This window comes from Acidocella facilis ATCC 35904 (assembly GCF_000687875.1).
Classification (GTDB): Bacteria; Pseudomonadota; Alphaproteobacteria; order Acetobacterales; family Acetobacteraceae; genus Acidocella; species Acidocella facilis.
Genome location: NZ_JHYG01000001.1, coordinates 345040 through 368317, shown reverse-complemented (window position 1 = coordinate 368317; position 23278 = coordinate 345040). Strand labels below are relative to the sequence as shown.

22 protein-coding genes are annotated in these 23278 nt (G+C 64.3%); 16 read left to right on the top strand and 6 right to left on the bottom strand.

The annotated features are described in order from the left end of the window. Positions 1-13 precede the first annotated feature (13 nt). From T331_RS0101835 to T331_RS0101820, 4 genes are all read left to right on the top strand, one after another. Positions 14-796, top strand: a complete 783-nt coding sequence (locus T331_RS0101835; RefSeq protein ID WP_008493150.1) for a succinate dehydrogenase iron-sulfur subunit — start codon at positions 14-16, stop codon at positions 794-796. Positions 797-1027: 231 nt separating this feature from the next. Further along, complete coding sequence (gene ahpC / locus T331_RS0101830) at positions 1028-1591, top strand: alkyl hydroperoxide reductase subunit C (protein ID WP_008493149.1); 564 nt, start codon at positions 1028-1030, stop codon at positions 1589-1591. Positions 1592-1710: 119 nt separating this feature from the next. Next, on the top strand, positions 1711-3291 hold the full coding sequence (gene ahpF / locus T331_RS0101825) for an alkyl hydroperoxide reductase subunit F (RefSeq protein ID WP_026438798.1): 1581 nt from the start codon (positions 1711-1713) through the stop codon (positions 3289-3291). A gap of 7 nt (positions 3292-3298) precedes the next feature. Next, a complete protein-coding gene (locus tag T331_RS0101820) occupies positions 3299-4207 on the top strand; it encodes a hydrogen peroxide-inducible genes activator (RefSeq protein WP_026438797.1) in 909 nt (302 codons plus the stop codon). Positions 4208-4340: 133 nt separating this feature from the next. Here T331_RS0101820 and T331_RS0101815 read toward each other — a convergent pair whose 3' ends face one another. Further along, entirely contained in the window at positions 4341-4595 is a 255-nt protein-coding gene (locus T331_RS0101815; RefSeq protein WP_008493145.1) for a DUF3297 family protein, read from the bottom strand. After that, positions 4592-5851 carry a D-alanyl-D-alanine carboxypeptidase family protein gene (locus T331_RS0101810; RefSeq protein ID WP_244876873.1) on the bottom strand — a complete coding sequence of 420 codons (1260 nt, stop codon included), beginning with the start codon at positions 5849-5851 and terminating at the stop codon, positions 4592-4594. Before T331_RS0101810 ends, T331_RS0101815 begins: the two co-directional genes overlap by 4 nt. Positions 5852-6022: 171 nt before the next feature. Between T331_RS0101810 and lepB the strand changes: the two genes are divergently transcribed. The 11 genes from lepB to T331_RS17000 all read left to right on the top strand — a co-directional run bounded on the left by lepB (position 6023) and on the right by T331_RS17000 (position 18972). Next, a complete protein-coding gene (gene lepB / locus T331_RS0101805; RefSeq protein WP_008493143.1) occupies positions 6023-6787 on the top strand; it encodes a signal peptidase I in 765 nt (254 codons plus the stop codon). Next, positions 6784-7455, top strand: a complete 672-nt coding sequence (gene rnc / locus T331_RS0101800) for a ribonuclease III (protein ID WP_008493142.1) — start codon at positions 6784-6786, stop codon at positions 7453-7455. Before lepB ends, rnc begins: the two co-directional genes overlap by 4 nt. After that, the gene (gene era, locus T331_RS0101795) at positions 7452-8345 is read left to right on the top strand and encodes a GTPase Era (protein WP_008493141.1); all 894 of its coding nucleotides are present in this window, start codon (positions 7452-7454) and stop codon (positions 8343-8345) included. The genes rnc and era overlap by 4 nt, the downstream gene beginning before the upstream one ends. Positions 8346-8612: 267 nt before the next feature. Then, positions 8613-9989 (top strand): hypothetical protein, encoded by a 1377-nt coding sequence (locus T331_RS0101790; protein ID WP_026438795.1) that lies wholly within the window; start codon positions 8613-8615, stop codon positions 9987-9989. A gap of 69 nt (positions 9990-10058) precedes the next feature. Next, on the top strand, positions 10059-10889 hold the full coding sequence (locus T331_RS0101785; protein ID WP_026438794.1) for a carbon-nitrogen hydrolase family protein: 831 nt from the start codon (positions 10059-10061) through the stop codon (positions 10887-10889). After that, complete coding sequence (locus T331_RS0101780) at positions 10886-11644, top strand: NAD kinase (protein ID WP_026438793.1); 759 nt, start codon at positions 10886-10888, stop codon at positions 11642-11644. Before T331_RS0101785 ends, T331_RS0101780 begins: the two co-directional genes overlap by 4 nt. 193 nt (positions 11645-11837) lie before the next feature. Next, the gene (locus T331_RS18985; protein WP_051622008.1) at positions 11838-13637 is read left to right on the top strand and encodes a hypothetical protein; all 1800 of its coding nucleotides are present in this window, start codon (positions 11838-11840) and stop codon (positions 13635-13637) included. Positions 13638-13676: 39 nt separating this feature from the next. Further along, positions 13677-14147, top strand: coding sequence for a xanthine phosphoribosyltransferase (gene gpt / locus T331_RS0101770; RefSeq protein ID WP_008493133.1), 471 nt, complete (start codon positions 13677-13679; stop codon positions 14145-14147). Between the two features lie 137 nt (positions 14148-14284). Further along, a complete protein-coding gene (locus T331_RS0101760) occupies positions 14285-15172 on the top strand; it encodes a DUF817 domain-containing protein (RefSeq protein ID WP_026438792.1) in 888 nt (295 codons plus the stop codon). 254 nt (positions 15173-15426) lie between these two features. Next, entirely contained in the window at positions 15427-17577 is a 2151-nt protein-coding gene (pnp, locus tag T331_RS0101755; RefSeq protein WP_008493131.1) for a polyribonucleotide nucleotidyltransferase, read from the top strand. 138 nt (positions 17578-17715) lie between these two features. Continuing rightward, the gene (locus tag T331_RS17000; RefSeq protein WP_035178747.1) at positions 17716-18972 is read left to right on the top strand and encodes an MFS transporter; all 1257 of its coding nucleotides are present in this window, start codon (positions 17716-17718) and stop codon (positions 18970-18972) included. A gap of 331 nt (positions 18973-19303) precedes the next feature. Here the strand turns inward: T331_RS17000 and T331_RS16995 are convergent, their stop codons facing one another. After that, the gene (locus tag T331_RS16995; protein WP_162173871.1) at positions 19304-19864 is read right to left on the bottom strand and encodes a TetR/AcrR family transcriptional regulator; all 561 of its coding nucleotides are present in this window, start codon (positions 19862-19864) and stop codon (positions 19304-19306) included. Between the two features lie 54 nt (positions 19865-19918). Here T331_RS16995 and T331_RS0101740 point away from each other — a divergent pair, with 54 nt between their 5' ends. After that, positions 19919-20362 carry a monooxygenase family protein gene (locus T331_RS0101740; protein ID WP_026438791.1) on the top strand — a complete coding sequence of 148 codons (444 nt, stop codon included), beginning with the start codon at positions 19919-19921 and terminating at the stop codon, positions 20360-20362. On the opposite strand, the gene T331_RS0101735 is transcribed toward T331_RS0101740, so the two are convergent. The 3 genes from T331_RS0101735 to mazG form a co-directional block, all read right to left on the bottom strand. Continuing rightward, complete coding sequence (locus T331_RS0101735; RefSeq protein WP_026438790.1) at positions 20363-21643, bottom strand: Nramp family divalent metal transporter; 1281 nt, start codon at positions 21641-21643, stop codon at positions 20363-20365. 247 nt (positions 21644-21890) lie between these two features. Next, the gene (locus T331_RS0101730) at positions 21891-22487 is read right to left on the bottom strand and encodes a carbonic anhydrase (protein ID WP_008493125.1); all 597 of its coding nucleotides are present in this window, start codon (positions 22485-22487) and stop codon (positions 21891-21893) included. After that, positions 22484-23272: a nucleoside triphosphate pyrophosphohydrolase gene (gene mazG / locus T331_RS0101725; RefSeq protein WP_026438789.1), complete on the bottom strand. Its 789-nt coding sequence runs from the start codon at positions 23270-23272 to the stop codon at positions 22484-22486. The genes T331_RS0101730 and mazG overlap by 4 nt, the downstream gene beginning before the upstream one ends. Positions 23273-23278: the final 6 nt, after the last annotated feature.

Here is a 23278-nt window from a genome sequence, read left to right as displayed (position 1 = left end):
GGAGATCAGGAAGATGGCTGAATTCAAGCTTCCCGCGAATTCCAAGATCGGCACCGGCAAGACCTACAAGGCCGAGGCTGGTGCGAAGCGGGTGAAATCCTTCCAGGTTTATCGCTGGAACCCGGATGACGGGAAGAACCCGGTGATGGACACCTATGAGGTGGATCTCGATAAATGCGGGCCGATGGTGCTCGACGCGATCATCAAGATCAAGAACGAGATCGACAGCTCGCTGACCTTCCGCCGCTCCTGCCGCGAAGGCATTTGTGGCTCCTGCGCGATGAACATCGACGGCACCAACACCCTGGCCTGCCTGAAGCCGATCGCGGAGGTGAAGGGCGATGTGAAGATCACCCCGCTGCCGCATATGCCGGTGGTGAAGGATCTGGTGCCGGATCTCTCCCAGCCTTACGCGCAGCTGCGTTCGATCGAGCCCTGGCTGCAGTCCGACACGCCGGCCCCGCCGGATGAGGAGCGCTTGCAGTCCAAGGAAGAGCGCGCCGAGCTGGATGGTCTGTGGGAGTGTATTCTGTGCTTCTGCTGCTCCACCTCCTGCCCGAGCTATTGGTGGAATGGCGACCGTTATCTCGGCCCGGCCGTGTTGCTGCAGGCTTATCGCTGGATCGCGGATAGCCGCGACGAGGCGACCGGCAAGCGTCTGGATGCGCTGGAGGATCCGTTCAAGCTCTATCGCTGCCACACGATCATGAACTGCACCCAGACCTGCCCGAAGGGTCTGAACCCGGCCAAGGCGATCGGCAAGATCAAGCAGCTGATGCTGGAACGCCAGGCTTAAGAGTTAGAAGACCGTCCAAGAAGAGAAGGCCCGGCCACAAGCCGGGCCTTTTGTTTGCAAAAGTTTTGGGGGGTTGAAGGGGGATTTTTACAAAAATCCCCCTTCGCCTTTGTCACATTCCAGATGATCGGTCCACTCGATCATCGCGTCACATAAAATCAATTTCCTAGATAAGAGATTTATGTCTACATAGCTCACGTTGCGATGCAGCAAACCCAAAAGGAGCTAAGTATGTCTCTGATCAACACCGAAGTGAAACCCTTCACCGCCCAGGCCTTCCATGGTGGCAAATTCATCACCGTGAGCGATGCCGACCTCAAGGGGAAGTGGTCTGTGGTGTTCTTCTACCCGGCTGATTTCACCTTCGTCTGCCCGACCGAGCTGGAAGACCTGGCCGACAATTATGTCGAGTTCAAAAATCTGGGCGTTGAGATCTACGCGGTTTCCACCGACACGCATTTCTCCCACAAGGCCTGGCACGACAGCTCGGACGCGATCAACAAGATCGATTACCCGATGGTGGGCGACCCCACCCATGTGATCTCGCGCAATTTCGACGTGCTGATCGAGGAGGCCGGCCTGGCTGATCGCGGCACCTTCGTGATCGACCCCGAGGGTAAGATCCAGATCGTCGAGATCACCGCCGGTGGCATTGGCCGCGACGCCAAGGAGCTGCTGCGCAAGGTGAAGGCTGCGCAGTACGTCGCCGCCCACCCCGGTGAGGTCTGCCCGGCCAAGTGGCAGGAAGGCGAGAAGACGCTTGCCCCGTCGCTCGACCTCGTCGGCAAGATCTGATTGTTGACCCGCCCCCGCCGGGCTTCCGGCGGGGGCACCCAAAAATTATTCAGGCGACGCGCGGCTGTGCGGATGATCCCGGCCCACGCGCCTTTAGTCTCGAAGCAATGGAGCACCCCATGTTGGACGACAGCCTCAAAGGCCAGTTGAAGACCTATCTCGCCCGGATGCCGGAGCCGATCGAACTGGTGGCGTCGCTCGATGACGGCGCGCTGTCAAAGGAAATGCGCGGCCTGCTGGAGGATATCTCCGCGCAGAGCGAGAAGATCACGCTGAAGCTGGATGGCGCCGATGCGCGCGTGCCCTCCTTCGAAATCCGCAAAGCGGGTGCGGCGCGCGGCGTGCGCTTCGCCGGCCTGCCGATGGGCCATGAATTCACCTCGCTCGTGCTGGCCCTGCTGCAGACCGGCGGGTACCCGCCGAAGATCGCGCCGGAAGTGATCGCGCAGATCAAGGAGCTGCCGGGCGAGTTTCATTTCACCACCTATTTCTCGCAATCGTGCCAGAACTGCCCGGATGTGGTGCAGGCGATGAATCTACTCGCCACCCTCAACCCCGGCATCACCCATGTCGCGGTCGATGGCGCGGCCTTCCAGGATGAGGTGAAGGCCGAGAAGGTGATGGCGGTGCCGACGATCAAGCTGAATGGCGAAGCCTTCGGGCAGGGCCGCATGGAGATCGAGCAGATCATCGCCAAGCTGGATAGCGGGGCGGTGGCGCGCGAGGCGGCCAATCTCTCCGCCAAGGCGGCGTTTGAGGTGTTGGTGGTGGGTGCCGGCCCGGCCGGCGCGGCGGCGGCGATCTATGCGGCGCGCAAGGGGATTCGCACTGGCCTGCTGGCGGAGCGCTTCGGCGGCCAGGTGCTGGATACGATGGCAATTGAGAATTTCATCTCCGTGCCGCACACCGAAGGCCCGAAACTGGCGGCAGCACTTGAGCAGCATACCCGCGATTATGAGGTGGACATCATGAAGGGGCAGCTTGCCTCCGCGATTGTCCCGCCGGCGCATAAAGGCGGCCTGTTCGAGGTGAAACTCGCAAGCGGCGCCTCGGTGAAATCGAAATCTCTGGTGCTCGCCCCCGGCGCGCGCTGGCGCACGATGAACGTGCCCGGCGAGGCGGAATACCGCAACAAGGGTGTGGCTTATTGCCCGCATTGCGATGGTCCGTTGTTCAAGGGCAAGCGCGTCGCGGTGATCGGCGGTGGTAATTCTGGGGTGGAAGCGGCGATCGATCTGGCCGGGCTGGTCAGCCATGTCACGCTGATCGAGTTCGATGGCCAGTTGCGTGCAGATGCGGTGCTGCAGGCGAAGCTGAAGAGCCTGCCGAATGCCAGCATCATCACCTCCGCCAAGACCACGGAAGTGCATGGCGATGGCGAGAAGGTTGTTGGCCTGTCCTATGAGGATCGCAAGAGCGGCGAGGTGCATCGGCTGGCGCTGGACGGCATCTTCGTGCAGATTGGGCTGGTGCCGAACACGGAATGGCTGAAGGGCGCGCTGGCGCTGACATCGCGCGGTGAGATCGAGATCGATGTGCGCGGCGAGACCTCGCTGGCCGGGGTTTTCGCGGCTGGGGACGCGACCATCGTGCCCTATAAGCAGATCATCATCGCCGCCGGGGAAGGGGCGAAGGCGGCTTTGTCCGCGTTCGATTATTTGATCCGTCTGGCGCCTGAGGTGGCGGTGGCGGCCGAATAAAGCCGCCATGGCCTATCTGCCGAGCCCGCAGCAGCTGCGCTATCTGGTGATGCTGGCGGAGACAGGGCATTTCGGCCGCGCGGCCTCGGCCTGCGCGGTCTCGCAATCCACCCTCTCCGCCGGCATCCTGGCGCTGGAGCGTTCGCTCGGTGCCTCGATCCTTGATCGTTCCGCATCCAAGCATCCGGTTTTCACCCCGCTGGGGCTGGAGCTGGTGGAGAAGGCGCGGGCGGCCCTGGCCGCGCTGGCGACGGTGGCGGAGACGGCGGATGCGGCGCGGGCCCCGATGTCCGGCCCGTTGCGGCTGGGGGTGATTCCGACCGTCGGGCCGTTTCTGCTGCCCCGGCTGATGCCGCAGCTGCGCGAGCGCTACCAGGCGCTGAAGCTGTTCCTGCGCGAGGATCAGACCGAGCGGTTGCTGGAGCAGCTAGATGCCGGGATGCTGGATCTGTTGATCCTGGCCGAGCCTTGTGCTTGCGCGGGCGCGGAGACGCTGATGTTGGCGCGCGATGAGTTCCTGGTGGCGCTGCCGCCCGGCCATGTGCTGGCGGCGCGGGCTTCGCTCACCCCGGCGGACCTGGCGGCGGAGCAATTTCTGCTGCTGGAGGATGGGCATTGCCTGCGCGACCAGATGCTGGCGGTGTGCGGCACCGGGCTGGGGCGCGAGCGCGAGCAGCAGCGCTTCGCGGCGACGTCACTGCATACGTTGATTCAGATGGTGGCGGGCGGCCTGGGGGTGACCTTGGTGCCGGAGCTGGCGGTGCGGGCGGGGCTGGCCAAAGGCACCGGGGTGGAGCTGCGCAAATTGGAAGGCGGCAGCGGGTGGCGCAGCCTGGCGCTGGCCTGGCGGGAAGGCAGCCCGCGCGCGCCGGAATATCGCGCCTTGGCCCCGGTCATCGCCGAGGCTTGTATTTAGAGAGCAAAAGTTTTTGGGGTGTGGCCCTTTTTTCAAAAAGGGCCACGAAACGTTCGGGGCTTTGGCACGTGTTTGCCAAAGCCCCGAACGTTCTTCGCCGCTTTTTTGTAAAAAAGCGGCACCAAAAAACTTTTTAACCTTCCGCCTTGGGCTCTTCGCGGAAATACGCCTCCACGCTGCCTTTCAGCTTCACCGTCAGCGGCTTGCCCTTGCGGTCCACCGCCTTGCCGGCGGCAACCCGCACCCAGCCCTCGGAGATGCAATATTCCTCGACATTATTCTTCTCGACGCCATTGAAGCGAATGCCGATGCCGCGCTCCAGAATCGCCTCATTGAAGAATTTGCTGTCCTGATCGATGCTCAGGCGGTCGGGCGGGGAGTCGGTCATAGCATTTTCCGTATCTTGTTTTTCAGTTTGGTGATGAAGCTCGCCGGCGGCGAATCCGCCAGGGCGATCACCGGCGCGCTCGCCAGTTCCTTGCCATTGGCGCTGTACGTCACCGTACCCAGCGTCTCGCCTTTCTTCACGCCGGGCGTCAGGTCGGCGGTGTAGGTGATGGCGTGGGTGATCGCCTTCTGCGCGTCCACCGGCACCGTCAGCACGAGATCCTGCGCCGTGCCGACAGCGACCTGGCCGCTATTCAAAGCCTCGCTCTTCAGCGTGTCGATCGGCTGGTTGGCGCTGGCGATCTGCATGTCGGTGAAGAAGCGCTGGCCATAATCCAGCAGGCTCTCCACCGCCGCGGTGCTCTCACCCCAGGTGGGGCCACCGGTGACGACGGCGATGAACCTCATATCGCCGCGCTTGGCGGTGGCATCGATGCAATGGCCGGCCTCGCGGGTCAGGCCGGTCTTCAGCCCGTCCACCGTGGGGTCCTTGAACAGCACCGGGTTCCAGCTGCGCTGGGTGATGCCGCCATAGGTGTAGCTCTGCTCCTTGGAGATATCGAGGATCTCCGGCTCATCCTGGAGAATCGCGCGCGACAGCTTGGCGACATCCATGGAGGAGGTGCGCAGCGCCGGGTCGGGCAGGCCGGTCGGGTTGGTGTAGTTGGTGTCGGTCATGTCCAGCTTGCGGGCCGTGTCGTTCATCATCTGCACGAAGGCGCCGGTGGAGCCGGCAACCTCCTCGGCCAGCGCGGTGGCGGCGTCATTGCCGGAGACGATGATGAGGCCATGCAGCAGCTGGTCCACATTCACCACGGAGCTGGGCTGGATGAACATGGTGGAGCCCTGCTGGTGCCAGGCATCGACCGAGACCGGCACGGTCTGGTCCAGCTTCAGGCTGCCATGATGGATGGCCTGAAAGACCAGATGCGCGGTCATCAGCTTGGTCAGGCTGGCAGGGGGCACCTGCAGATGCGGCGCGGCCTCGGCGATGATGGCGCCGGTCTTGGCGTCCATCAGCACATAGGAGGTCATGTCCGGCAGCGCCGGCGGCTGCGGGGTGTTCTTGTCGGCGATCGGGCTGTCGGGCGTGGGCGCCGGGCCGGTGGGCGCGGCGGTGGCGCCGATCTTCCCGGTATCGCCATTGGCGCCCGAATCGGCGGCCGTGGCGGCATGTTGCGTCTTCGCCAGAACCGGCGAGGCGGCGGCCAAAGCGATGGCAAGGGTGGCACATGACAGGCCAGACAGTCTCAGCATAGGCGATCCACACTCCAGGCTTATTGGGGCGGGGCCTGTCTGCACCCGAACCGCCGCGCCGCGCAAGGCGTCGCGCGTTAACGGCTTGTAACCGGGCCGCATCAGACCGGCGTTTCTTGACAAGCGGCCTGCCGCTTGTTTGAAGCGCCAATCTTGCGGGAAAAGGGTTTCATGGCACGGCGCGGCAAAGAATCAGGCGGTCTGGGCGAATTCATCAAAACGGTCGTCTATGCCGGGTTGATCGCGGTGGGCATCCACACCTTCCTGTTCGAACCTTTTTACATCCCCTCCGGCTCGATGGTGCCGACGCTGCTGGTCGGCGACTATCTGGTCGTCGATAAATTCGCCTATGGCTACTCGCATTATTCGCTGCCCTTCGCGCCGGACTGGTTCAAGGGCCGGATCTTCGGGCGGATGCCCAAGCGCGGCACCGTGGTGGTGTTCCGCCCGCCCGGCGCCCCGGATGAGGATTACATCAAGCGCGTGATCGGCCTGCCCGGCGATACGGTGCAGATGATCGCCGGGCAGCTCTATATCAACGGCAAGGAGGTGCCGCGGACCTTTGTCGGTGATTATACCGACACCTCCTCGGGCGCGCCGGTGGTGACCAAGGATTACCAGGAAACCCTGCCGGGCGGCGTTACCCATGCCATCCTGAAAGTGACCAACGCGCCGGAGAATGAAGGCGGGGTCGATCCCAATAACACCCCGCTCTATACCGTGCCGCCGGGCGATCTCTTCATGATGGGCGATAACCGGGATAATTCCGAGGATTCGCGCTTCATGGACGGGCCGGTCGGCTATGTGCCGGTGGAGAATGTCATCGGCCCGGCGGAGATCATTTTCTTCTCCATCGATTTGCGGCACCCGTTCTGGCAGATCTGGCAATGGCCGTTTGAGATCCGCTGGGGCCGGATGCTGCACGGCATCAAGTGACCCGCACGGAAATCGCCGCCGCCTTTCTGGGACATGAGTTCTCCCGGCCCGCGCTGCTGAGCGAGGCGCTGACCCATCGCTCCGCCGCCGGGGCGAAGGGGGTTGGCTCGAATGAGCGGCTGGAATTCATCGGCGACCGGGTGCTGGGGCTGATCGTCGCGGAATGGCTGAGCGAGCGCTTTCCCAATGAGCAGGAGGGCAAGCTCGGCCCGCGCCTGGCGGCTTTAGTCTCCAAACCGGCGCTGGCGGCGGTGGCGGAGGCGCATAATGTCGGCGCCATGCTCAATGTGGCACCGGGCGAGGCCAAGCGCGGGGTGAGCACCCAGCCGAACGTGCTGGCGGATGCGGTGGAGGCGATGATCGGCGCGCTCTATCTCGATGCCGGGCTGGAAGCCGCGCGCGCCTTTGTGCATCGCGTGCTGGAAGATGTCGTGGAGGCGCAGGCCGCCCCGCCAAAGGACCCGAAGACCGCGCTGCAGGAATGGGCGCTCAAGCGCGGCCAGATTTTGCCGCTTTACGAAACGCTGGAGCAATCCGGCCCCTCGCACGCGCCGCTTTTCGTGGTACGGGTGAGTGTGGGCGTTGAAAGCGCCACCGCGCAAGCGGGCGCCAAGCGCGCCGCCGAACAAGAGGCGGCGCGGCTTTTATTAGGACAGTTACCAAAATGACCAAATGCGGCTTCATCGCGCTCATCGGCGCCCCCAATGCCGGCAAATCCACCCTTCTCAACCGGCTGACCGGGGCGAAGGTGTCCATCGTCAGCCCGAAGGCGCAGACCACCCGGGCGCGGGTGCTGGGCATCTTGGTGCGTGACGAGACGCAGCTGATCTTCGTCGATACGCCGGGCATTTTCGCGCCCAAGCGCCGGCTGGACAAGGCGATGGTGGAAGCCGCCTGGAACGGCGCCGGCGAGGCGGATCTGCGCTTCCTGCTGGTGGATGCCAAGCATGGCCTCACCGAAGGCGTGCGCGACATCGCCGCCAAGCTGGCCGAGACCGGCGCGCGCCTGTCGCTGGTGCTCAACAAGATCGATCTGATCGACCGCCAGGAGTTGCTGCCGATGGCGCAGGCGGCGGCGGCGATGGCGAAGTTCGAGGAGGTCTTCATGATCTCCGCGCAGAGCGGCGATGGCATCGAGGCGCTATTGGATTATTGCGTGGCGCAGATGCCAGAGAGCCCGTATCTCTATCCCGAGGATGAGATGACGGACCTGCCGGACCGCCAGCTCGCGGCCGAGATCGTGCGCGAGCAGATTTTCCTGCAGACCCGCGACGAGGTGCCCTACGGCGCCACGGTGGAGACTGAGAGCTTCAAGGAGCAGCGCAACGGCTCGATCCGCATCGATGCGGTGATCTATGTCGCCCGCGAGGGGCATAAGGCGATCCTGATCGGCGCCAAGGGCACCCGGATCAAGGAGATCGGCAGCCGTGCGCGCCAGGAGCTGGAACGGCTGATGGAGGTGAAGGTGGATCTGTTCCTGCGCGTGGTCGAACGGCCGGGCTGGGACGAGGAAGCCGCGCGCATCCGCGCCGCCGGGCTGGATCTGCCGCGTGGCTGAGGCGTTCTGAGGACCATCGGCGAGGGCAGGGGGCGGACGCGCTGGGCTTGGCACGCCCTGGCTCTGGCCGCCTATCTCGCCAGCGCGCTGATCATCTCCTGGCACGGCACGGATCTGCGCCGCGCGCTGCTCGGCACCGGCACCGATCCGTTCATCTATACCTGGTTCCTGGCTTGGTGGCCTTACGCGCTGAGCCATCATCTCGATCCGCTTTATACCCATCTGCTCTGGCAGCCGGGCGGGCTCAATCTCGGCTGGACAACGAGCGTGCCGCTGCTGGCGCTGCTAGGCTATCCGCTGACCGCGACACTGGGGCCGCTTGGCGCCTATAACGCGCTGATGTTGGCCGCTCCGGTGAGCGCGGCGCTGAGCGCTTATGCGCTGTGCCTGTATCTCTGCCGCAGGCCTGGGCCGGCCTTGCTCGGCGGCTGGATCTTCGGGTTCTCCAGCTTCGCCGCCGCGCATATGAACCAGCATCTGAATCTGGAATGGTGCCTGCTGCTGCCGCTGCTGGCGCTGGTCGGGTGCAAGCGCCTGGATGGCGGTTTGGGGCGGGGCTGGACGGTGGCGCTGCTGGCCGTGCTGCTGGCGGCCCAGGCCGGGGTTTCGCTGGAGCTGTTCGCCACCTGCATCGTCATCAGTGCCTATGGCTGGGCCCTGGCCTGGCTGACGCTGCCGGGCTTGCGGCCGCGCCTGCGCGTGCTGGCAGCCGATATCGCGTTGGCGGCCCCTGTGGTGCTGCTGCTGGTCTCGCCCTTGCTTCTGGCGATGTTCACCCGCCCGCACGACATGAAGCTGCCGCCGCTCTGGCCCTTTTACGTCGTCGCCGATCCGCTGAATTTTTTCATCCCCACCCCCTCCACCTGGCTCGGGGGGGCGCTGTTTGCGCCGGTCAGCCGGCATTTCGCCGGCTATTCCGGGGAGATCGGCGCCTATCTCGGCCTGCCGCTGATCTTCATGCTCTGGCGGTATCTGCGCGGGGCGCATCGCTTCGCGGGGCTGCTGTTTCTGGGCGTGCTGCTGGCCGCGCTGGGGCCGGGGCTGGTGGTGGCCGGGCGGCCGACCGGCCTGCCTCTGCCCTGGCTGCTGATGACGAAGCTGCCGTTGATCGGCAATGCGCTGCCGGCGCGGCTGATGATTTATGTGTTTCTGCTGGCGGGCATCTTCGCCTCGCTCTGGCTGGCTCACGCCCCCACACGTGGGCGCTGGCTGGCGGCGGCGCTGGCGGTGGCCTGCCTATGGCCTGCCCCGGCGCCGGTGGAGGCGATCCCCGCCCAGCCTTTCTTCACCAAGGCTGAAATCGCCAAGGCGCTTGGCCCGGACCGGCGGGTGCTGATCCTGCCCTGGGGGATCTTCAGCCCGTCAATGTACTGGCAGACCACCAGCGGTTTCAGCTTTTCCCAGATCGGCGGCTATCTGGTGTTCCCGCCCGCCCGGGTGCAGCAGGGCACGGTGCTGATGAAGCTGTTTTTCGGCAGCATTGGCCCGGACACGCTGGATGATCTGAAAGCCTACGCCCTGGCCAGCGGCGTGCAGGATGTCATCGTTGTGCCCGGCACCGATCCACGGCTGGCGGCCGGCATTGCCGGCTGGGGCTGGCCAGCGCGGCAGGTGGATGGGGTGAGCCTCTACACGGCGCCCTGAACCTGGCGCGCACTTGAAATTGCGGCGGAACTGGCGAACATGACCCTCGTGACCAAAAAGGACTCTGGCATGCGCATAGCCGTCATTCAAATGTCGCCGCAGGCGGATAAGGCGCAGAACATCGCCCAGGCCCGCGCCTTGATCGAGGCGGCAATGGCGGCGGAGCAGCCGGATCTGGTGGTGCTGCCGGAGATCTGGACCTGCCTGGGCGGCGACCGGGCGCAGAAATTCGCCGCTGCCGAGCCGCTCCCGGCCCCAGGCGGGCAGGGGGGCGAGGCTTATGAATTCCTGCGGGCCATGGCGGTGGAGAACAACATCCATGTGCATGGCGGCTCGATCGGCGAGTTGGCCGGGGAAAAGCTTTTCAACACCTCGCTGGTGTTCAACCCCCAAGGCGAGGAGCTGGCCCGCTACCGCAAGATCCATCTGTTCGACATCGTCACCCCGAATGGCGAGGGCTACCGGGAGAGCGCCACCTACGGCGCCGGCGAGGAGGTCGTCACCTTCGAGATGCAGGGTGTGAGGATCGGCGTCGCGATCTGCTATGATCTGCGCTTTGCCGAATTGTTCCTGGCGCTGCGCCGCCAGGGGGCGGAAATCATCCTGCTGCCCGCCGCCTTCACCTTGCAGACCGGCAAGGACCATTGGGAGGTGCTGCTGCGCGCCCGGGCGATCGAGACCCAATGCTGGGTCGTCGCCGCCGCCTGTACCGGCGTGCATCACGATGCCGGTGGCGAGGCGCGTTATACTTATGGCCACTCGATGATCATCGATCCCTGGGGGCATGTCGTCGCCAAAGCCTCCGACGGGCTGGGCTTTGCCAGCGCGCGGATCGACCGTGAGCTGACCGCGCGCACCCGCGCCAACATGCCCGTGCTCGCGCATCGCAAGCTCGCATGAAGCTCGCTTTCATCGCCGCGCAGACGGAGGGGGCCCGGGCCGCGCGCGCGCGGCTGCAAGGGCTCTATGGCGACCATGAGGTGAAAGCGGCCGATGTCATCGTGGCGCTGGGCGGGGACGGGCTGATGCTGGAATGCCTGCATCAGGTGCTGGGCAGCTCCATGCCGGTCTATGGCATGAATTGCGGCTCGGTCGGCTTCATGATGAACGAATATCACGAGGATGATCTGGCGGCGCGCATCGGCCGGGCGCTGCCTTCGGTGCTGCATCCCTTGCGCATGCATGCCGTCACCGCCTCCGGCGTGGTGGAAGAAGCGATGGCGCTGAACGAGGTTTCGCTGCTGCGCCAGGGGCGCCAGGCGGCGAAAATCCGCATCTCGGTGGATCAGCGCGAGCGCCTGGCGGAGCTGATCTGCGATGGGGTGCTGATCTCCACCCCCGCCGGCTCCACCGCCTATAACCTCTCCGCGCATGGGCCGATCGTCCCGCTTTCGGCCAACCTGCTGCCGCTGACACCCATCTCCGCCTTCCGCCCCAGGCGCTGGCGCGGCGCGCTGCTGCCGGCCACGGTGGATGTGCTGTTCGAAGTGCTGGAGCCGGAAAAACGCCCTGTGGCGGCGGTGGCGGATTTCACCGAGGTGCGGGATGTGATTTCTGTGGCGGTGCATGAGGATCGCAGCGTGGGTGCCACGGTGCTGTTCGACCCGGACCGGGCGCTTTCGGAGCGCATCATCACCGAGCAATTCACGGTCTGACGCGAGCGGGATCGTAGACGCCGTTTTGGCCGGCTTGTAGGGTTCAGCCATTGCCCGCGGCGCGCGCTGGTAGAGCAATAGTGTTTAGGTTGACGCGGGAGCGTCAAGATAACCACATAAAATTGCTCGCAAAAGCAAAAGTGAGCGCATCAAGCTAAAAGCTTGATGCGCTAAAGGCAGGGAGGTGTCTCGCGTGCTCGAACTCCGTCAGATCCTGTTCGGCGACACGCCCGTGCCCATGGCTTTGCCCGTGCCGGAGGTGCGGCTGGTGATCTGGGACCTGGATGGGGTCGGCTGGCATGGCACGCTGGCCGAAGACGGGATAAGCCCCCGGCCGGAATGGCCAGTGATACTGGCCACGCTGGTGGGGCGCGGCATCATGAACAGCATCTGTTCGAAGAACGATCTGGAGGCCGCCAGAGCCACGCTGCAGGGGCAGGGGGTCTGGGAGCATTTCATCTTCCCCAGCATCGACTGGACGCCAAAGGGCGCGCGCCTGGCCGCCCTGGTGGAGGCGGTGCAGCTACGGCCGGAAACCATCCTGTTCATCGATGACGAGCCGGCCAATCTGGCCGAGGCGCGGTTCCACGTGCCCGGCCTGCAGACCGCTGGGGCGGAGATTGTTGCTGGCTTGCTGGATGACCCCCGCCTGGCCGGCAAGCCGGACCCGGCGCATACACGCCTGGCTCAATATCGCCAGCTGATGGCGCGCCAACAGGCGTTCAGCGCCACCAAGGATGGGCATCTGGCCTTCCTGCGCGCGAGCCATGTGCGGGTGAGCATTGAGCACGATGTGGAGCCGCATCTGGATCGCGCGATCGAGCTGATCAACCGGACCAACCAGCTGAATTTCACCAAATCCAGGCTGCCGGAAGACCCGGAGGCGGCGCGCGCGCAGCTGCGTGCCACGCTGGCGCGCGCGGATGTGTTTGCCGGGCTGGTGCGGGTGATCGACGATTACGGCGATTATGGGTTTGCCGGGTTTTATTGCGGCAAGATGTTCTTTGGCCAGCGCACGCTGACGCAGTTCTGTTTTTCCTGCCGTGTCCTCAATCTGGGGGTGGAGGCCTTCATTTATCGGCATATCGCCAGCCCGGCGCTGGAGATCGTCGGCGAGGTGGCGGGGGATCCGTTCCGCGCCACCGAGATTGACTGGATCACGCTCGACGCGTCCTCCAGCTTCACCCCGGCGCGCGGGCCTATATTGGTGGACAGGCTGGTGTTACGCGGCGGCTGTGAGATGCAGGCGCTGGCGCATTATCTGCGCCCGCTGGCCGATGAGGTGAGCGAAGAGCTGGCGGCGGCGCGGGGCAACCGGGCCTTTCGGATTGAGCATTCGATGTTCCTGGACCACGCGCTGTCACCTCCTGAAGGCGAGATACGCGCGGCGCTGGAAGCGCTCGGCCATGAGGCGGCGGATTGGCGCTCGGCCTTGAGCGACCCCCGGCCGGGTACACGCGAGGCCTGGGTCTTCTCCCTCTGGGTCGATGATTTCATGCAGCTCTACAAACACAAGACACTGCCTTTGACGCTGCCCTTCGCCGCCCAGGGCGATGCCCGCGCGACCCAGGACCTGACGCGGTTTTCGCCCGAGGCGATGCGCGACATCATGACCGAGCCCGCGCATTATGAGGCGTGGGAGACATTGCGGCGGGATTATTGGTGTGTCGGCCCGCTATTTGAGTATCTGTTGGAGCCGGTCATTCACCGGCTGATGGCGGCGGCACGGCGCCAGGGGGCGGTGGTGGTGTTCCTGCTCGCCCCCAGCCGATGGCGCCACCGGGCGGATGAGCCCGCGCATCCAAGGCCCAGCGCCGCCCGGATGAATGGCTGGCTGCAGGCCATGGCGCCCGACGCGCATTTCGTCGATCCATGGGAGTTCGCGCCGCCGGACGCGGTTTATCCCGACATCCTGCATTTCGACCGGCTGGTCTATTGCCACGCGGCCGCTCACATCGCGGAGCTGATCGAAACCCAGCTCAGCCCCGTATGATCTTGCTCCTGCCGTTACGCTTCATTAAGGGCAACCGCCATGGCACAGCATTATTTCACCGTCACCTGGGACCAGCTACACCGTGACGCCAAGGCGCTTTCCTGGCGTTTGCATGCGGCGGGGCCGTGGAAGGGCATTGTGGCGGTCACGCGCGGCGGGCTGATCCCGGCCGCGATCATCGCCCGCGAACTGGATTGCCGGCTGATCGAATGTATCTGCGTCGTCACCTATGACGACGAGACTCGCGGCGAGCCGCATGTCACCAAGCCGGCCCCGGCGGCGGGCGATGGCGAGGGCTGGCTGATCATCGACGATCTGGTCGATAGCGGCACCACCGCCCGGCATGTGCGCGCGCTGCTGCCCAAGGCGCATTTCGCCACGGTCTATGCCAAGCCCGCCGGCAAGCCGACGGTGGATACGTTCATCACCGAGGTCAGCCAGGATACCTGGATTTTGTTTCCGTGGGATACCGAGCCGCAATTCGTCGCGCCTTTGGCGCGCAAGAGCTAAAGCTAAAGATTGCAAAAGTTTTTTGGGGCCGCTTTTTCAAAAAAGCGGCGAAAATGTTCGGGGTGGGGGCAATGAGGTTGTCACCACCCCGGACATTTCTCGGCGCCTGTCGCCGCAAACCGTGCTGACGGGCTGGCATGACCCGGCCTGAAAGCCAGGCCGCGCTCTGGCCGGTCCTGCGCGGGGCGATCGGCTGGGAAGCGCGGCTCGGCGATGACATGGCCGCGCGCGGGCCAGTTGCCCGCTTCGCGTATGAGTTTCTACGCTTTGGCATCAAGCAGGGCTGGGCCTGCCTGTTCGGCGGGCTGCTGCTGGCGCTGGCGATCCTCACCCGGTTTCTATATCCCACCCACGCGCTGCTTACCCGGCTGGATTTTCTCTTCCTCGCCGCCCTGGCCATCCAGGCCGGAATGCTGCGCTTCCGGCTGGAAAGCTGGGCCGAGGCGCGGGTGATTCTGGTGTTTCACATCACCGGCATGGTCATGGAAATCTTCAAAACCGCCATCGGCGCCTGGACCTATCCCGAGCCGACGCATTTCCACCTGGGCGGCGTGCCGCTGTTCACCGGCTTCATATATGCCGCCATCGGGTCTTATCTGTTCCGGACCTGGCGGCTGCTCAGCCTTCGTTTCACCCATCACCCGAATCTGCCCGCCTTATGCGCCCTGGCGCTGGCTATCTATGTGAATTTTTTCACCGATCATGATCTGCCGGATGCTCGCTATCTGCTGCTGCTCGCCGCCATTCTGCTGTTCGGCCGCACCCGGGTTTATTACCGGCCCTGGCGGCGTGAGCGCTGGATGCCGCTGCTGCTGGGCTTCTTTCTGGTCGCGTTGTTCATCTGGTTCGCGGAGAATATCGGCACCTTCACCGAGATCTGGCGTTACCCGGACCAGAGGGCGGCCTGGCACATGGTTTCCTTCACGAAGCTGCTCTCCTGGTTCCTGTTGATGCTGGTCTCCTACACGCTGGTGGCATTGGCCCAAAGGCGGGCGGTGAGGGGGCAAGCTAGCCTTGCCGGGTAAAACCGGCTAGACAACCGCAGCCGCGCCATGGTGGCGCGGCGTTTTCTGCGGCCGTTCGGGGCAAAAACGCCATCGGGATGATCCGCGCCGTCGCCGGTTTTGAAACCTTGCGGCGTTTCCGGCCACATGGTCCGTGGTTGCGGGTTTCTTGCCCCAGCCAGACCCATGCCGCCCGAGGCGCCGCCCCGAAAACCCGGCTGTCTGCGTATGATTCCCCCTGGGCTCTGCTCCGCACGCCGCGACGGAGTCCGTGTATGTTCGATAAATTCTTCCGCAAAGAGATGGAGTGGGGTGGCAAGACCCTGATTCTGGAGACCGGCAAGGTTGCCCGCCAGGCTGATGGCGCTGTCGTCGCCTCTTATGGCGACACTGTTGTGCTCGCCACCGTGGTCGGCGCCAAATCCGCCAAGCCGGGGCAGGATTTCTTCCCGCTGACCGTGAACTACCAGGAGAAGTTCTACGCTGCCGGCCGCATTCCCGGTGGCTTCTTCAAGCGCGAAGGCCGCCCGACCGAGAAGGAGACGCTGGTCTCCCGCCTGATCGACCGCCCGATCCGCCCGCTCTTCCCCGAGGGCTTCCGCAATGAAGTGCAGGTTGTGGTGAACGTGCTGAGCCATGATCTGGACAATGATCCGGACGTGGTGGGCCTGGTGGCGGCCTCCGCCGCGCTGACCCTCTCCGGCATTCCGTTCTTCGGCCCGGTTGGCGCGGCCCGCGTTGGCTACATCAACGGCGCGTATGTGCTGAACCCGACCACCAGCGAGCGCGAAGAGAGCAAGCTGGACCTGGTTCTGGCCGGCACCACCGAAGGCGTGCTGATGGTCGAGTCCGAGGCCTCCGAGCTCTCCGAAGAGGTGATGCTGGGCGCCGTCACCTTCGGCCATCAGAGCTTCCAACCGGTGATCCAGGCGATCATCGAGCTGGCCGAATCCGCCGCCAAGGAGCCGTGGGATCTGCCGGAGGAATCCGAGGAGACCAAGACCCTGAAGGCGCGCGTGGATGCGCTGGCCCGCGCCGCCATCACCGAGGCCTATAAGGAGACGCAGAAGCAGGTCCGTTACGAGAAGCTGGCCGCCGCCAAGAAAGAGGCCGCCGCCAAGCTGACCGAGGAAGGGCTGAACGCCGAGGCCGCCAAGGGGCTGTTCAAGGCGCTGGAAGCGGATATCGTCCGTAACGCCATCCTGGATACCGGCCTGCGCATCGATGGCCGCGACACCAAGACCGTCCGCCCGATCCTCTCCGAGGTTGGTGTGCTGCCGCGCACCCATGGTTCGGCGCTGTTCACCCGTGGCGAGACCCAGGCGCTGGTCGTGGCCACACTGGGCACCGCTCAGGACGAGCAGGTGGTGGATGCCATCGAGGGCGAGTTCAAGGAGCATTTCATGCTCCATTACAACTTCCCTCCGTTCTCCGTCGGTGAGACCGGCCGCATGGGCTCACCCGGCCGCCGCGAAATCGGCCATGGCAAGCTGGCCTGGCGCGCCGTGCATCCGCTGCTGCCGACCAAGGAAGCCTTCCCCTACACGCTGCGCGTGGTCTCCGAGATCACCGAATCCAACGGCTCCTCCTCCATGGCCACTGTCTGCGGCACCTCGCTGTCGCTGATGGATGCCGGCGTGCCGCTGAAATCCCCGGTGGCGGGCATCGCCATGGGGCTGATCAAGGAAGATAAGGGCTTCGCGGTTCTGTCCGACATTCTGGGCGACGAGGATCACCTCGGCGACATGGATTTCAAGGTGGCCGGCACTGAAGAGGGCATCACCGCCCTGCAGATGGACATCAAGATCACCTCGATCACCCCGGAGATCATGAAGATCGCTCTGGAGCAGGCCAAGGGTGGGCGCCTGCACATCCTCGGCGAGATGGCCAAGGCGATCACCGGCAATCGCGACGGCGTCTCCGCCAACGCGCCGAAGATCGTCACCACCTCCGTGCCGAAGGACAAGATCCGCGACGTGATCGGCACCGGCGGCAAGGTGATCCGCGACATTGTCGAGAAGACCGGCGCCAAGGTGGATATCGGCGATGACGGCACGGTGAAGATCGCCGCTTCCGACGACAAGAAGATCCAGGCGGCCCTCGACATGATCAAGGGCATCGTGGCGGAGCCGGAAGTCGGCGTGATCTATAATGGCAAGGTCGTGAAGACCGCCGATTTCGGCGCCTTCGTGAACTTCCTCGGCGCCAAGGACGGCCTCGTCCATATCTCCGAGCTGGCCCAGGGCCGGGTTGCCAAGACCACCGATGTGGTCAAGCAGGGCGATGCGGTGAAGGTGAAGGTCATCGGCTTCGATGATCGCGGCAAGGTGAAGCTCTCCATGCGCGTGGTCGACCAGGAGACCGGCGCGGACATCTCCGACCAGGTTGGCTCCACCAAGGGCAAGCGCGAGCAGGCCGAAGGTTAAAAAAGTTTTTGGGGGTGTGGGGTGTTTTTTCAAAAACACCCCACCTCTTCCTCGACGCAACGGCGCCCTCTGGGCGCCGTTTTGCGTTGCGGCGGCGCGCTTGCCATAATCGCCTGAACCAGCAGGAGATGTGGGTGAATGACACAACAAGGGCGCGTGTCGCGGGCCAGACTGATCGCCGCCGCTTCGGCCGGCAATGCGCTCGAATTCTACGATTTCATGGTCTATGGCTATTTCGCCCTGGCGATCGGCCAGAGCTTCTTTCCCGCCCATAGCGAAACCGCCCGGCTGCTGCTCACCTTCGGCACCTTTGGCATCTCCTTCTTCGCCCGGCCGATCGGCGCCATCATCCTCGGGCGGCTGGCCGATGTGAAAGGCCGCGCCTTCTGCATGATCCTCTGCGTGGCGATGATGAGCCTCGCCTCCTTGTTCATGGCCATTCTGCCCGGCCATGCGCAAATCGGCCTGTGGGCGCCGTTCGGCATCCTGGCGGCGCGGCTGGTGCAGGGGCTGGCGCTGGGCGGCGAATTCGGCAGCTCAACCGCGCTGATGATCGAACATTCCGAAGGCGCGGAGACGCATGCGGCGAGCTTCCAGGGCATCAGCCAGAATATCTCCGGCCTGCTGGCGGTGGGGGTGGCCTGGCTGCTTTCGCTGCATCCGCAAGGGTTTTTCGGGCTGCAGAATTTCCGCATCGCCTTCCTGCTGGGAGCGATTGGCGGCGTCGTGGTGCTGATTCTGCGCCGCAGACTGCAGGATGCGCCGTCCTTCAAGCGCCAGCAGGTGGAAAATCCTGGCCGGCACCCGATCCTGCCCGGCGCCATCATCATCGCCGGTGGGCTGGTGGCGATCGGCACGGCGCAAACCTATCTGGGCCTCTATCTGCCCACCTATGCCACCACGCAGCTGCATATGCAGCCGCACAAGGCGCTCTCGGCGGTGTTCATCCTGTATTTGATTCTGATGCTCATCATCCCGCTGCGGTTGTTCCTGGCCAGGTTGTTCGACCGTACCGGCAATGTCGGGCTGATGGTCTTCTCCTGCATTGGCATGGCGGTGGTGGCCTATCCGGCCTTCACCCTGCTGCAGCATTATCCCACCGAAGCGGCTTTGTTCTGCATGCCGATCCTCTTCAATCTGGTGGCGCTGCCCTATAACGCGCCACTGAACGGGTTCATGGGGCTGGTGTTCCCGATCCAGGGCCGCGGGATCGGTCTTTCCACCGGCTATTCAATCGGTATCGCTCTGTTTGGCGGTTCGGCGCCGTTCATCTTCACCTGGCTGATCGCGCAAACCGGCAGCCCGCGCAGCCCGGCCCTGTATCTGGTGGTGACGGCCTTGATCACGCTGGCGGCGATCTGGGCGGCGCAGCGGCGGATGAGATTATATAGATGATCGTTTTTGGGGCCGCTCTTTGTCGCAACGCGCCTTCCCAAAAACATTGGGGCTGTCCCAGATAAGTTTCAGGCCTATATCTTTAACGTCTTGAAGCATCAGCATTATTTCGATCATTGCAGGGTTTCGCCTTTTGCCCGTGGCGTCAAGGGCAAAAGGCGAAGAGACTCGGGATCGACATAATGGCCAGATGAATGAAGATCTGGAACAGAACCAAAACATTTATGGTTTAGGCGAGATGGGTTTATAGCCACTCACTCTATTGATGTTTTGGCGAGCCATTTCACGCGTTTAAGATGACGCTGGCGCGTCAACCTGAACCCATATTGCGCTAATTTTCCAAACTCAGTGTCGCGGTCAGCCGCGCCGCCAGCAGCTGCGCCGGCCCGGCATCTGGCGGCAGACGTGAATCAATCGCCAGGCTCGCCAGCCCATGCACCAGGCACCAGCACGCCATCGTCTTGTCGGTCGCCCGGCCCGGTGCCGCCTGCTTGGCCACCCGCGCCGCCAGCACCCCATAGGCCGCCGCCAGCGCACTCTCCAGCTCCGGATAATGGCTGAGCCGCTCCGGCCCGAAAATCAGCCGGTACAAAGCCGGATTGGCCACCGCGAAACGTATATAGGCACAAGCCTGGTCCTGGAGCTTGTCCACCCCCAGCCTGTCGGCGGCTTCGAGATCCGCTGTGAGTTCCCATACCCCCGAAGTCGCAATCGCCGCGAGCAAATGCTCCCGGTCCGCGAAATATCGGTAGGCGGCGGTGGGGGACACCCCGGCCTGGCGTGTCACCGCCCGCAGCGACAGCCCTGCCAGCCCCGCCTCTGCCAGCAGTTGCCGGCCGGCGGTGATCAACGCTGCCCGCAATTCGCGTTTCTCCGGAGAATTGGTTGACACTGATAACTCCATCATGGAAAAACAGTTGACACTGTCAACATAATCGAGGTCGCTATGGCTTCCAAGCGCGTTTCGGTTGATTTATCGACGATTCCTGAGCTGGTGGTGGTGTATCTCGGCATGCGGGTGAGAAGCCTGCGCGGGGTTGCCACGCTGGCACGGCTCGGCCCGCAGATCCAGCGCGCCGTCGCGGCCCAGCCGGATGGGCTGCTGGCGCATGAATTCATGCTGTTCGGGGCGCTGCATGTCGGCATGCGGCAATATTGGCGGGATATGGACAGTCTGGAAGCCTTCACCCGCACCGGCGCGCATGCCGGATGGTGGCGCGATTTCATCAAGGACCCCGCCGGCACCGGTTTCTGGCACGAGGCCTATCGCAAGACCGGCGGCATGGAGGGGATCTATCTGGATATGCCGGCCCCGCTGGGCTTGCAGAAAATCGCCCCGCCGCAGGCTGTTGAAGGCGCCTATAAGAGCAGCCGTGGCCGGATGGGGTGATCAGCCCAGCATCTGCACCAGCAGCACGATATTCAGCCCCAATATGAACGCCGCCCCGGCGACGGCCAGCCCGTTCAGCAGCCGGGAATTGGCGAAGCGGCCCATGATATCCACCCGGCGGGTGAAGGCCACGAGGGCGATCATCGGCACAGGCAGCGCGAAGGAGAGCACCACCTGGCTCAGCACCAGCGCGCGCGTCGCATCCACCCCCAGCCCGACCACGGCGAAGGCCGGCAGCATGGTGATCAGCCGGCGCAGCCAGAGCGGAATGGAGAAGGTGACAAAGCCCTGCATGATCGACTGCCCGGCCATCGTCGCCACCGCCGAGGAGGAGAGGCCCGAGGCCATCAGCGCCACCAGGAACACGCCGGCCGCGGCGGGGCCGAGCAGCGGGGTGAGGGTGTGGTAGGCGGTTTCGATATCCGCCACATCCGGATGCCCGGCATGGAAGGCGGCGGCGGCGGTCACCACCATCGCCATATTCACCAGCCCCGCCAGGCTCAGCGCGATCACCACCTCGCGGTTGGAAAAGCGCAGCAGCGTCCGGCGCTCGCTATCGTCGCGCGGGGTGACGCGGTGCTGGGTGAGGCTGGAATGCAGATAGAGCGCGTGCGGCATCACGGTGGCGCCGATGATCCCCACCGCGATGGTCAGCGCATTCTCATCCGGCAGCATCGGCAGCACAGCGCCGCGCGCCGCCTGCCCCCATTGCACTGGGGAGATGAATAATTCCGCCAGATAGCAGGCCGCGATCACCAGGATCAGCCCGCCGATCATCAGCTCCATCGGCCGGAAGCCGCGCCCGCCGAGAACCAGAAACACGTAAGTGAGCACCGCCGTGATCCCCATGCCCGCGAGCAGCGGCAGATGGCACAGCAATGCCAGCCCGATGGCGCCGCCGAGGAACTCGGCGAGGTCGGTCGCCATCGCTGCCACCTCGCTGACCACCCACATGAAATAGATCAGCTTGCGCGGCAGATGCTCGCGGCAGGTCTCGGCAAGATTGCGGCCGGTCACCAGCCCCAGCTTGGCGGAGAGTGCCTGAAACAGCATGGCGATGACATTGGCCAGCAGCACCACCCAGAGCAGCCGGTAGCCATAGAAGGAGCCGGCCTGGATGTTGGTGGCGATATTGCCGGGGTCCATATAGGCGATGGAGGCGATCAGCGCCGGGCCGGCGAACAGCAAGGCTGTGCGCAGCCCAAGCCGGCGCCCCGCCAGAACGGCGTGGATCTCGGCCTCGGTCCGGCGGCTAAGCCCGGTATCTGTCTCGGCATCCATTCTGCCTGGTCACTCCTAGCGCATGAAATTGCGCGCTGAATTTAAAGCTGGATCCTCATGCTTGAGGATCCAGCGCGCCGCGATGCACGCGTGAAAAATGTAACCTTGGCTACAAATTTTACAAGGGCATGTCTGCGCCGCTGTCTTTTGGGATTCGGAGGCTAATCCATTGAAAAGGCGCGGCGTTCATTGCTGAACGCCGCGCCTTGCCGATCATTATGAAATTTTCAGATCAGCCTGATCGGTTTCAGACCATCTGCAGATGCCCGGTCTCGACATTGAAATGCAGCCCGGCCAGGGTCAGGCGGCCATCCAGCACCCGTTCCTTGATCCAGGGGAAGCTCAGCAGATTGGCCAGCGAGACGCGGATCGCCTCATGCTCGCAGGCGGCGCACTGGCTGTCGAAGTCCGCGCCCTGGCTTTCCGGCGCATCGCAGACGCGCTGGCGCGCGGTGGTGGCGATCTGCATCCAGCTATCCACGAAGTCCCGGCTGCCTTCGCCCGAGCCCTGCATCAGGGCGCGAATGCCGCCGCAGCGGCTATGGCCGAGTACGACGATGGAACGCACATTCAGCGAGTTCACCGCGAATTCCAGGGCGGCGGAGGTGCCGTGCTGCTTGTCATCCGGCGCGTAGGGCGGCACCAGGGCGCTGACATTGCGCACCACGAAAATCTCGCCCGGGGCGCAGTCGAAAATCGCTTCCGGGGCCACGCGGCTATCCGAACAGGCGATCACCATCGCCGGCGGGGACTGCCCATCGCGCGCCAGGGTGGTGTAGCGGTCCTTATGCTCCTGCCAATAATTGCTGCGGAACCGGTCATACCCTTCGAGCAGTGTCTTCATAACCCCTCCTGTTTCGCCGTGACCCAAAATCTCTCCATCTCCTCCAACGTCGAATCGCGCGGGGTTTTGCCGGACTGCGCCAGCAAGGCTTCGACCCGCGAAAACCGCCGGATGAATTTCTCATTCGCCCCTTCCAGGCAAGCCTCGGCATCCTGGCCGAGCTTGCGGGCGAGATTGACCAGCACGAACAGCAGATCCCCCAGCTCATCGGCGATGCGCGCGGGCTTGGCCTCGGCCAGCTCCGCCTTCAGCTCGGCGATCTCCTCGTCCAGTTTTTCCAGCACGGCGTTCGCATCCGGCCAGTCGAACTTCACCCGCGCGGCGCGGCTGGTGAGTTTTTGGGCGCGCTTGAGCGCGGGCAGGGCCATCGCCACCCCATCCAGCGCCCCATGCTGGGCGAGGCTGGCGCGCTCGGCCTCTTTCTGGCTCTCCCAGGCGGCGGTCTGCGCGGCGGCGGAGCGGCTGGCCTCCTCGCCGAACACATGCGGATGGCGGCGGATCATTTTCGCGGTGATCCCGGCGGCGACATCATCGAAGCTGAACCAGCCGCGCTCGGCCGCCATCTGCGCGTGATAGACCACCTGAAACAGCAGATCCCCCAGCTCATCCTGCAGCTGCGCCGGGTCGCCCGCCGCGATGGCGGCGCGGACCTCGTAGGCTTCCTCGATCGTATAGGGCGCGATGGTGGCGAAATCCTGCTCCTTGTCCCAGGGACAGCCGGTCTCGGGATCGCGCAGCGCCGCCATCACGTTGATGAGGGCCTGAATCGGTGCTTCATTCGACATGACCGG

Excerpts from the sequence above, each read along its gene's own strand:
- T331_RS0101835 (WP_008493150.1), top strand. The coding sequence starts at position 14 with ATGGCTGAATTCAAGCTTCCCGCGAATTCCAAGATCGGCACCGGCAAG.
- ahpC (WP_008493149.1), top strand. The coding sequence starts at position 1,028 with ATGTCTCTGATCAACACCGAAGTGAAACCCTTCACCGCCCAGGCCTTC.
- ahpF (WP_026438798.1), top strand. The coding sequence starts at position 1,711 with ATGTTGGACGACAGCCTCAAAGGCCAGTTGAAGACCTATCTCGCCCGG.
- T331_RS0101820 (WP_026438797.1), top strand. The coding sequence starts at position 3,299 with ATGGCCTATCTGCCGAGCCCGCAGCAGCTGCGCTATCTGGTGATGCTG.
- T331_RS0101815 (WP_008493145.1), bottom strand. The coding sequence starts at position 4,595 with ATGACCGACTCCCCGCCCGACCGCCTGAGCATCGATCAGGACAGCAAA.
- T331_RS0101810 (WP_244876873.1), bottom strand. The coding sequence starts at position 5,851 with ATGCTGAGACTGTCTGGCCTGTCATGTGCCACCCTTGCCATCGCTTTG.
- lepB (WP_008493143.1), top strand. The coding sequence starts at position 6,023 with ATGGCACGGCGCGGCAAAGAATCAGGCGGTCTGGGCGAATTCATCAAA.
- era (WP_008493141.1), top strand. The coding sequence starts at position 7,452 with ATGACCAAATGCGGCTTCATCGCGCTCATCGGCGCCCCCAATGCCGGC.
- T331_RS0101785 (WP_026438794.1), top strand. The coding sequence starts at position 10,059 with ATGCGCATAGCCGTCATTCAAATGTCGCCGCAGGCGGATAAGGCGCAG.
- T331_RS0101780 (WP_026438793.1), top strand. The coding sequence starts at position 10,886 with ATGAAGCTCGCTTTCATCGCCGCGCAGACGGAGGGGGCCCGGGCCGCG.
- gpt (WP_008493133.1), top strand. The coding sequence starts at position 13,677 with ATGGCACAGCATTATTTCACCGTCACCTGGGACCAGCTACACCGTGAC.
- T331_RS0101760 (WP_026438792.1), top strand. The coding sequence starts at position 14,285 with ATGACCCGGCCTGAAAGCCAGGCCGCGCTCTGGCCGGTCCTGCGCGGG.
- pnp (WP_008493131.1), top strand. The coding sequence starts at position 15,427 with ATGTTCGATAAATTCTTCCGCAAAGAGATGGAGTGGGGTGGCAAGACC.
- T331_RS17000 (WP_035178747.1), top strand. The coding sequence starts at position 17,716 with ATGACACAACAAGGGCGCGTGTCGCGGGCCAGACTGATCGCCGCCGCT.
- T331_RS0101740 (WP_026438791.1), top strand. The coding sequence starts at position 19,919 with ATGGCTTCCAAGCGCGTTTCGGTTGATTTATCGACGATTCCTGAGCTG.
- T331_RS0101735 (WP_026438790.1), bottom strand. The coding sequence starts at position 21,643 with ATGGATGCCGAGACAGATACCGGGCTTAGCCGCCGGACCGAGGCCGAG.
- T331_RS0101730 (WP_008493125.1), bottom strand. The coding sequence starts at position 22,487 with ATGAAGACACTGCTCGAAGGGTATGACCGGTTCCGCAGCAATTATTGG.
- mazG (WP_026438789.1), bottom strand. The coding sequence starts at position 23,272 with ATGTCGAATGAAGCACCGATTCAGGCCCTCATCAACGTGATGGCGGCG.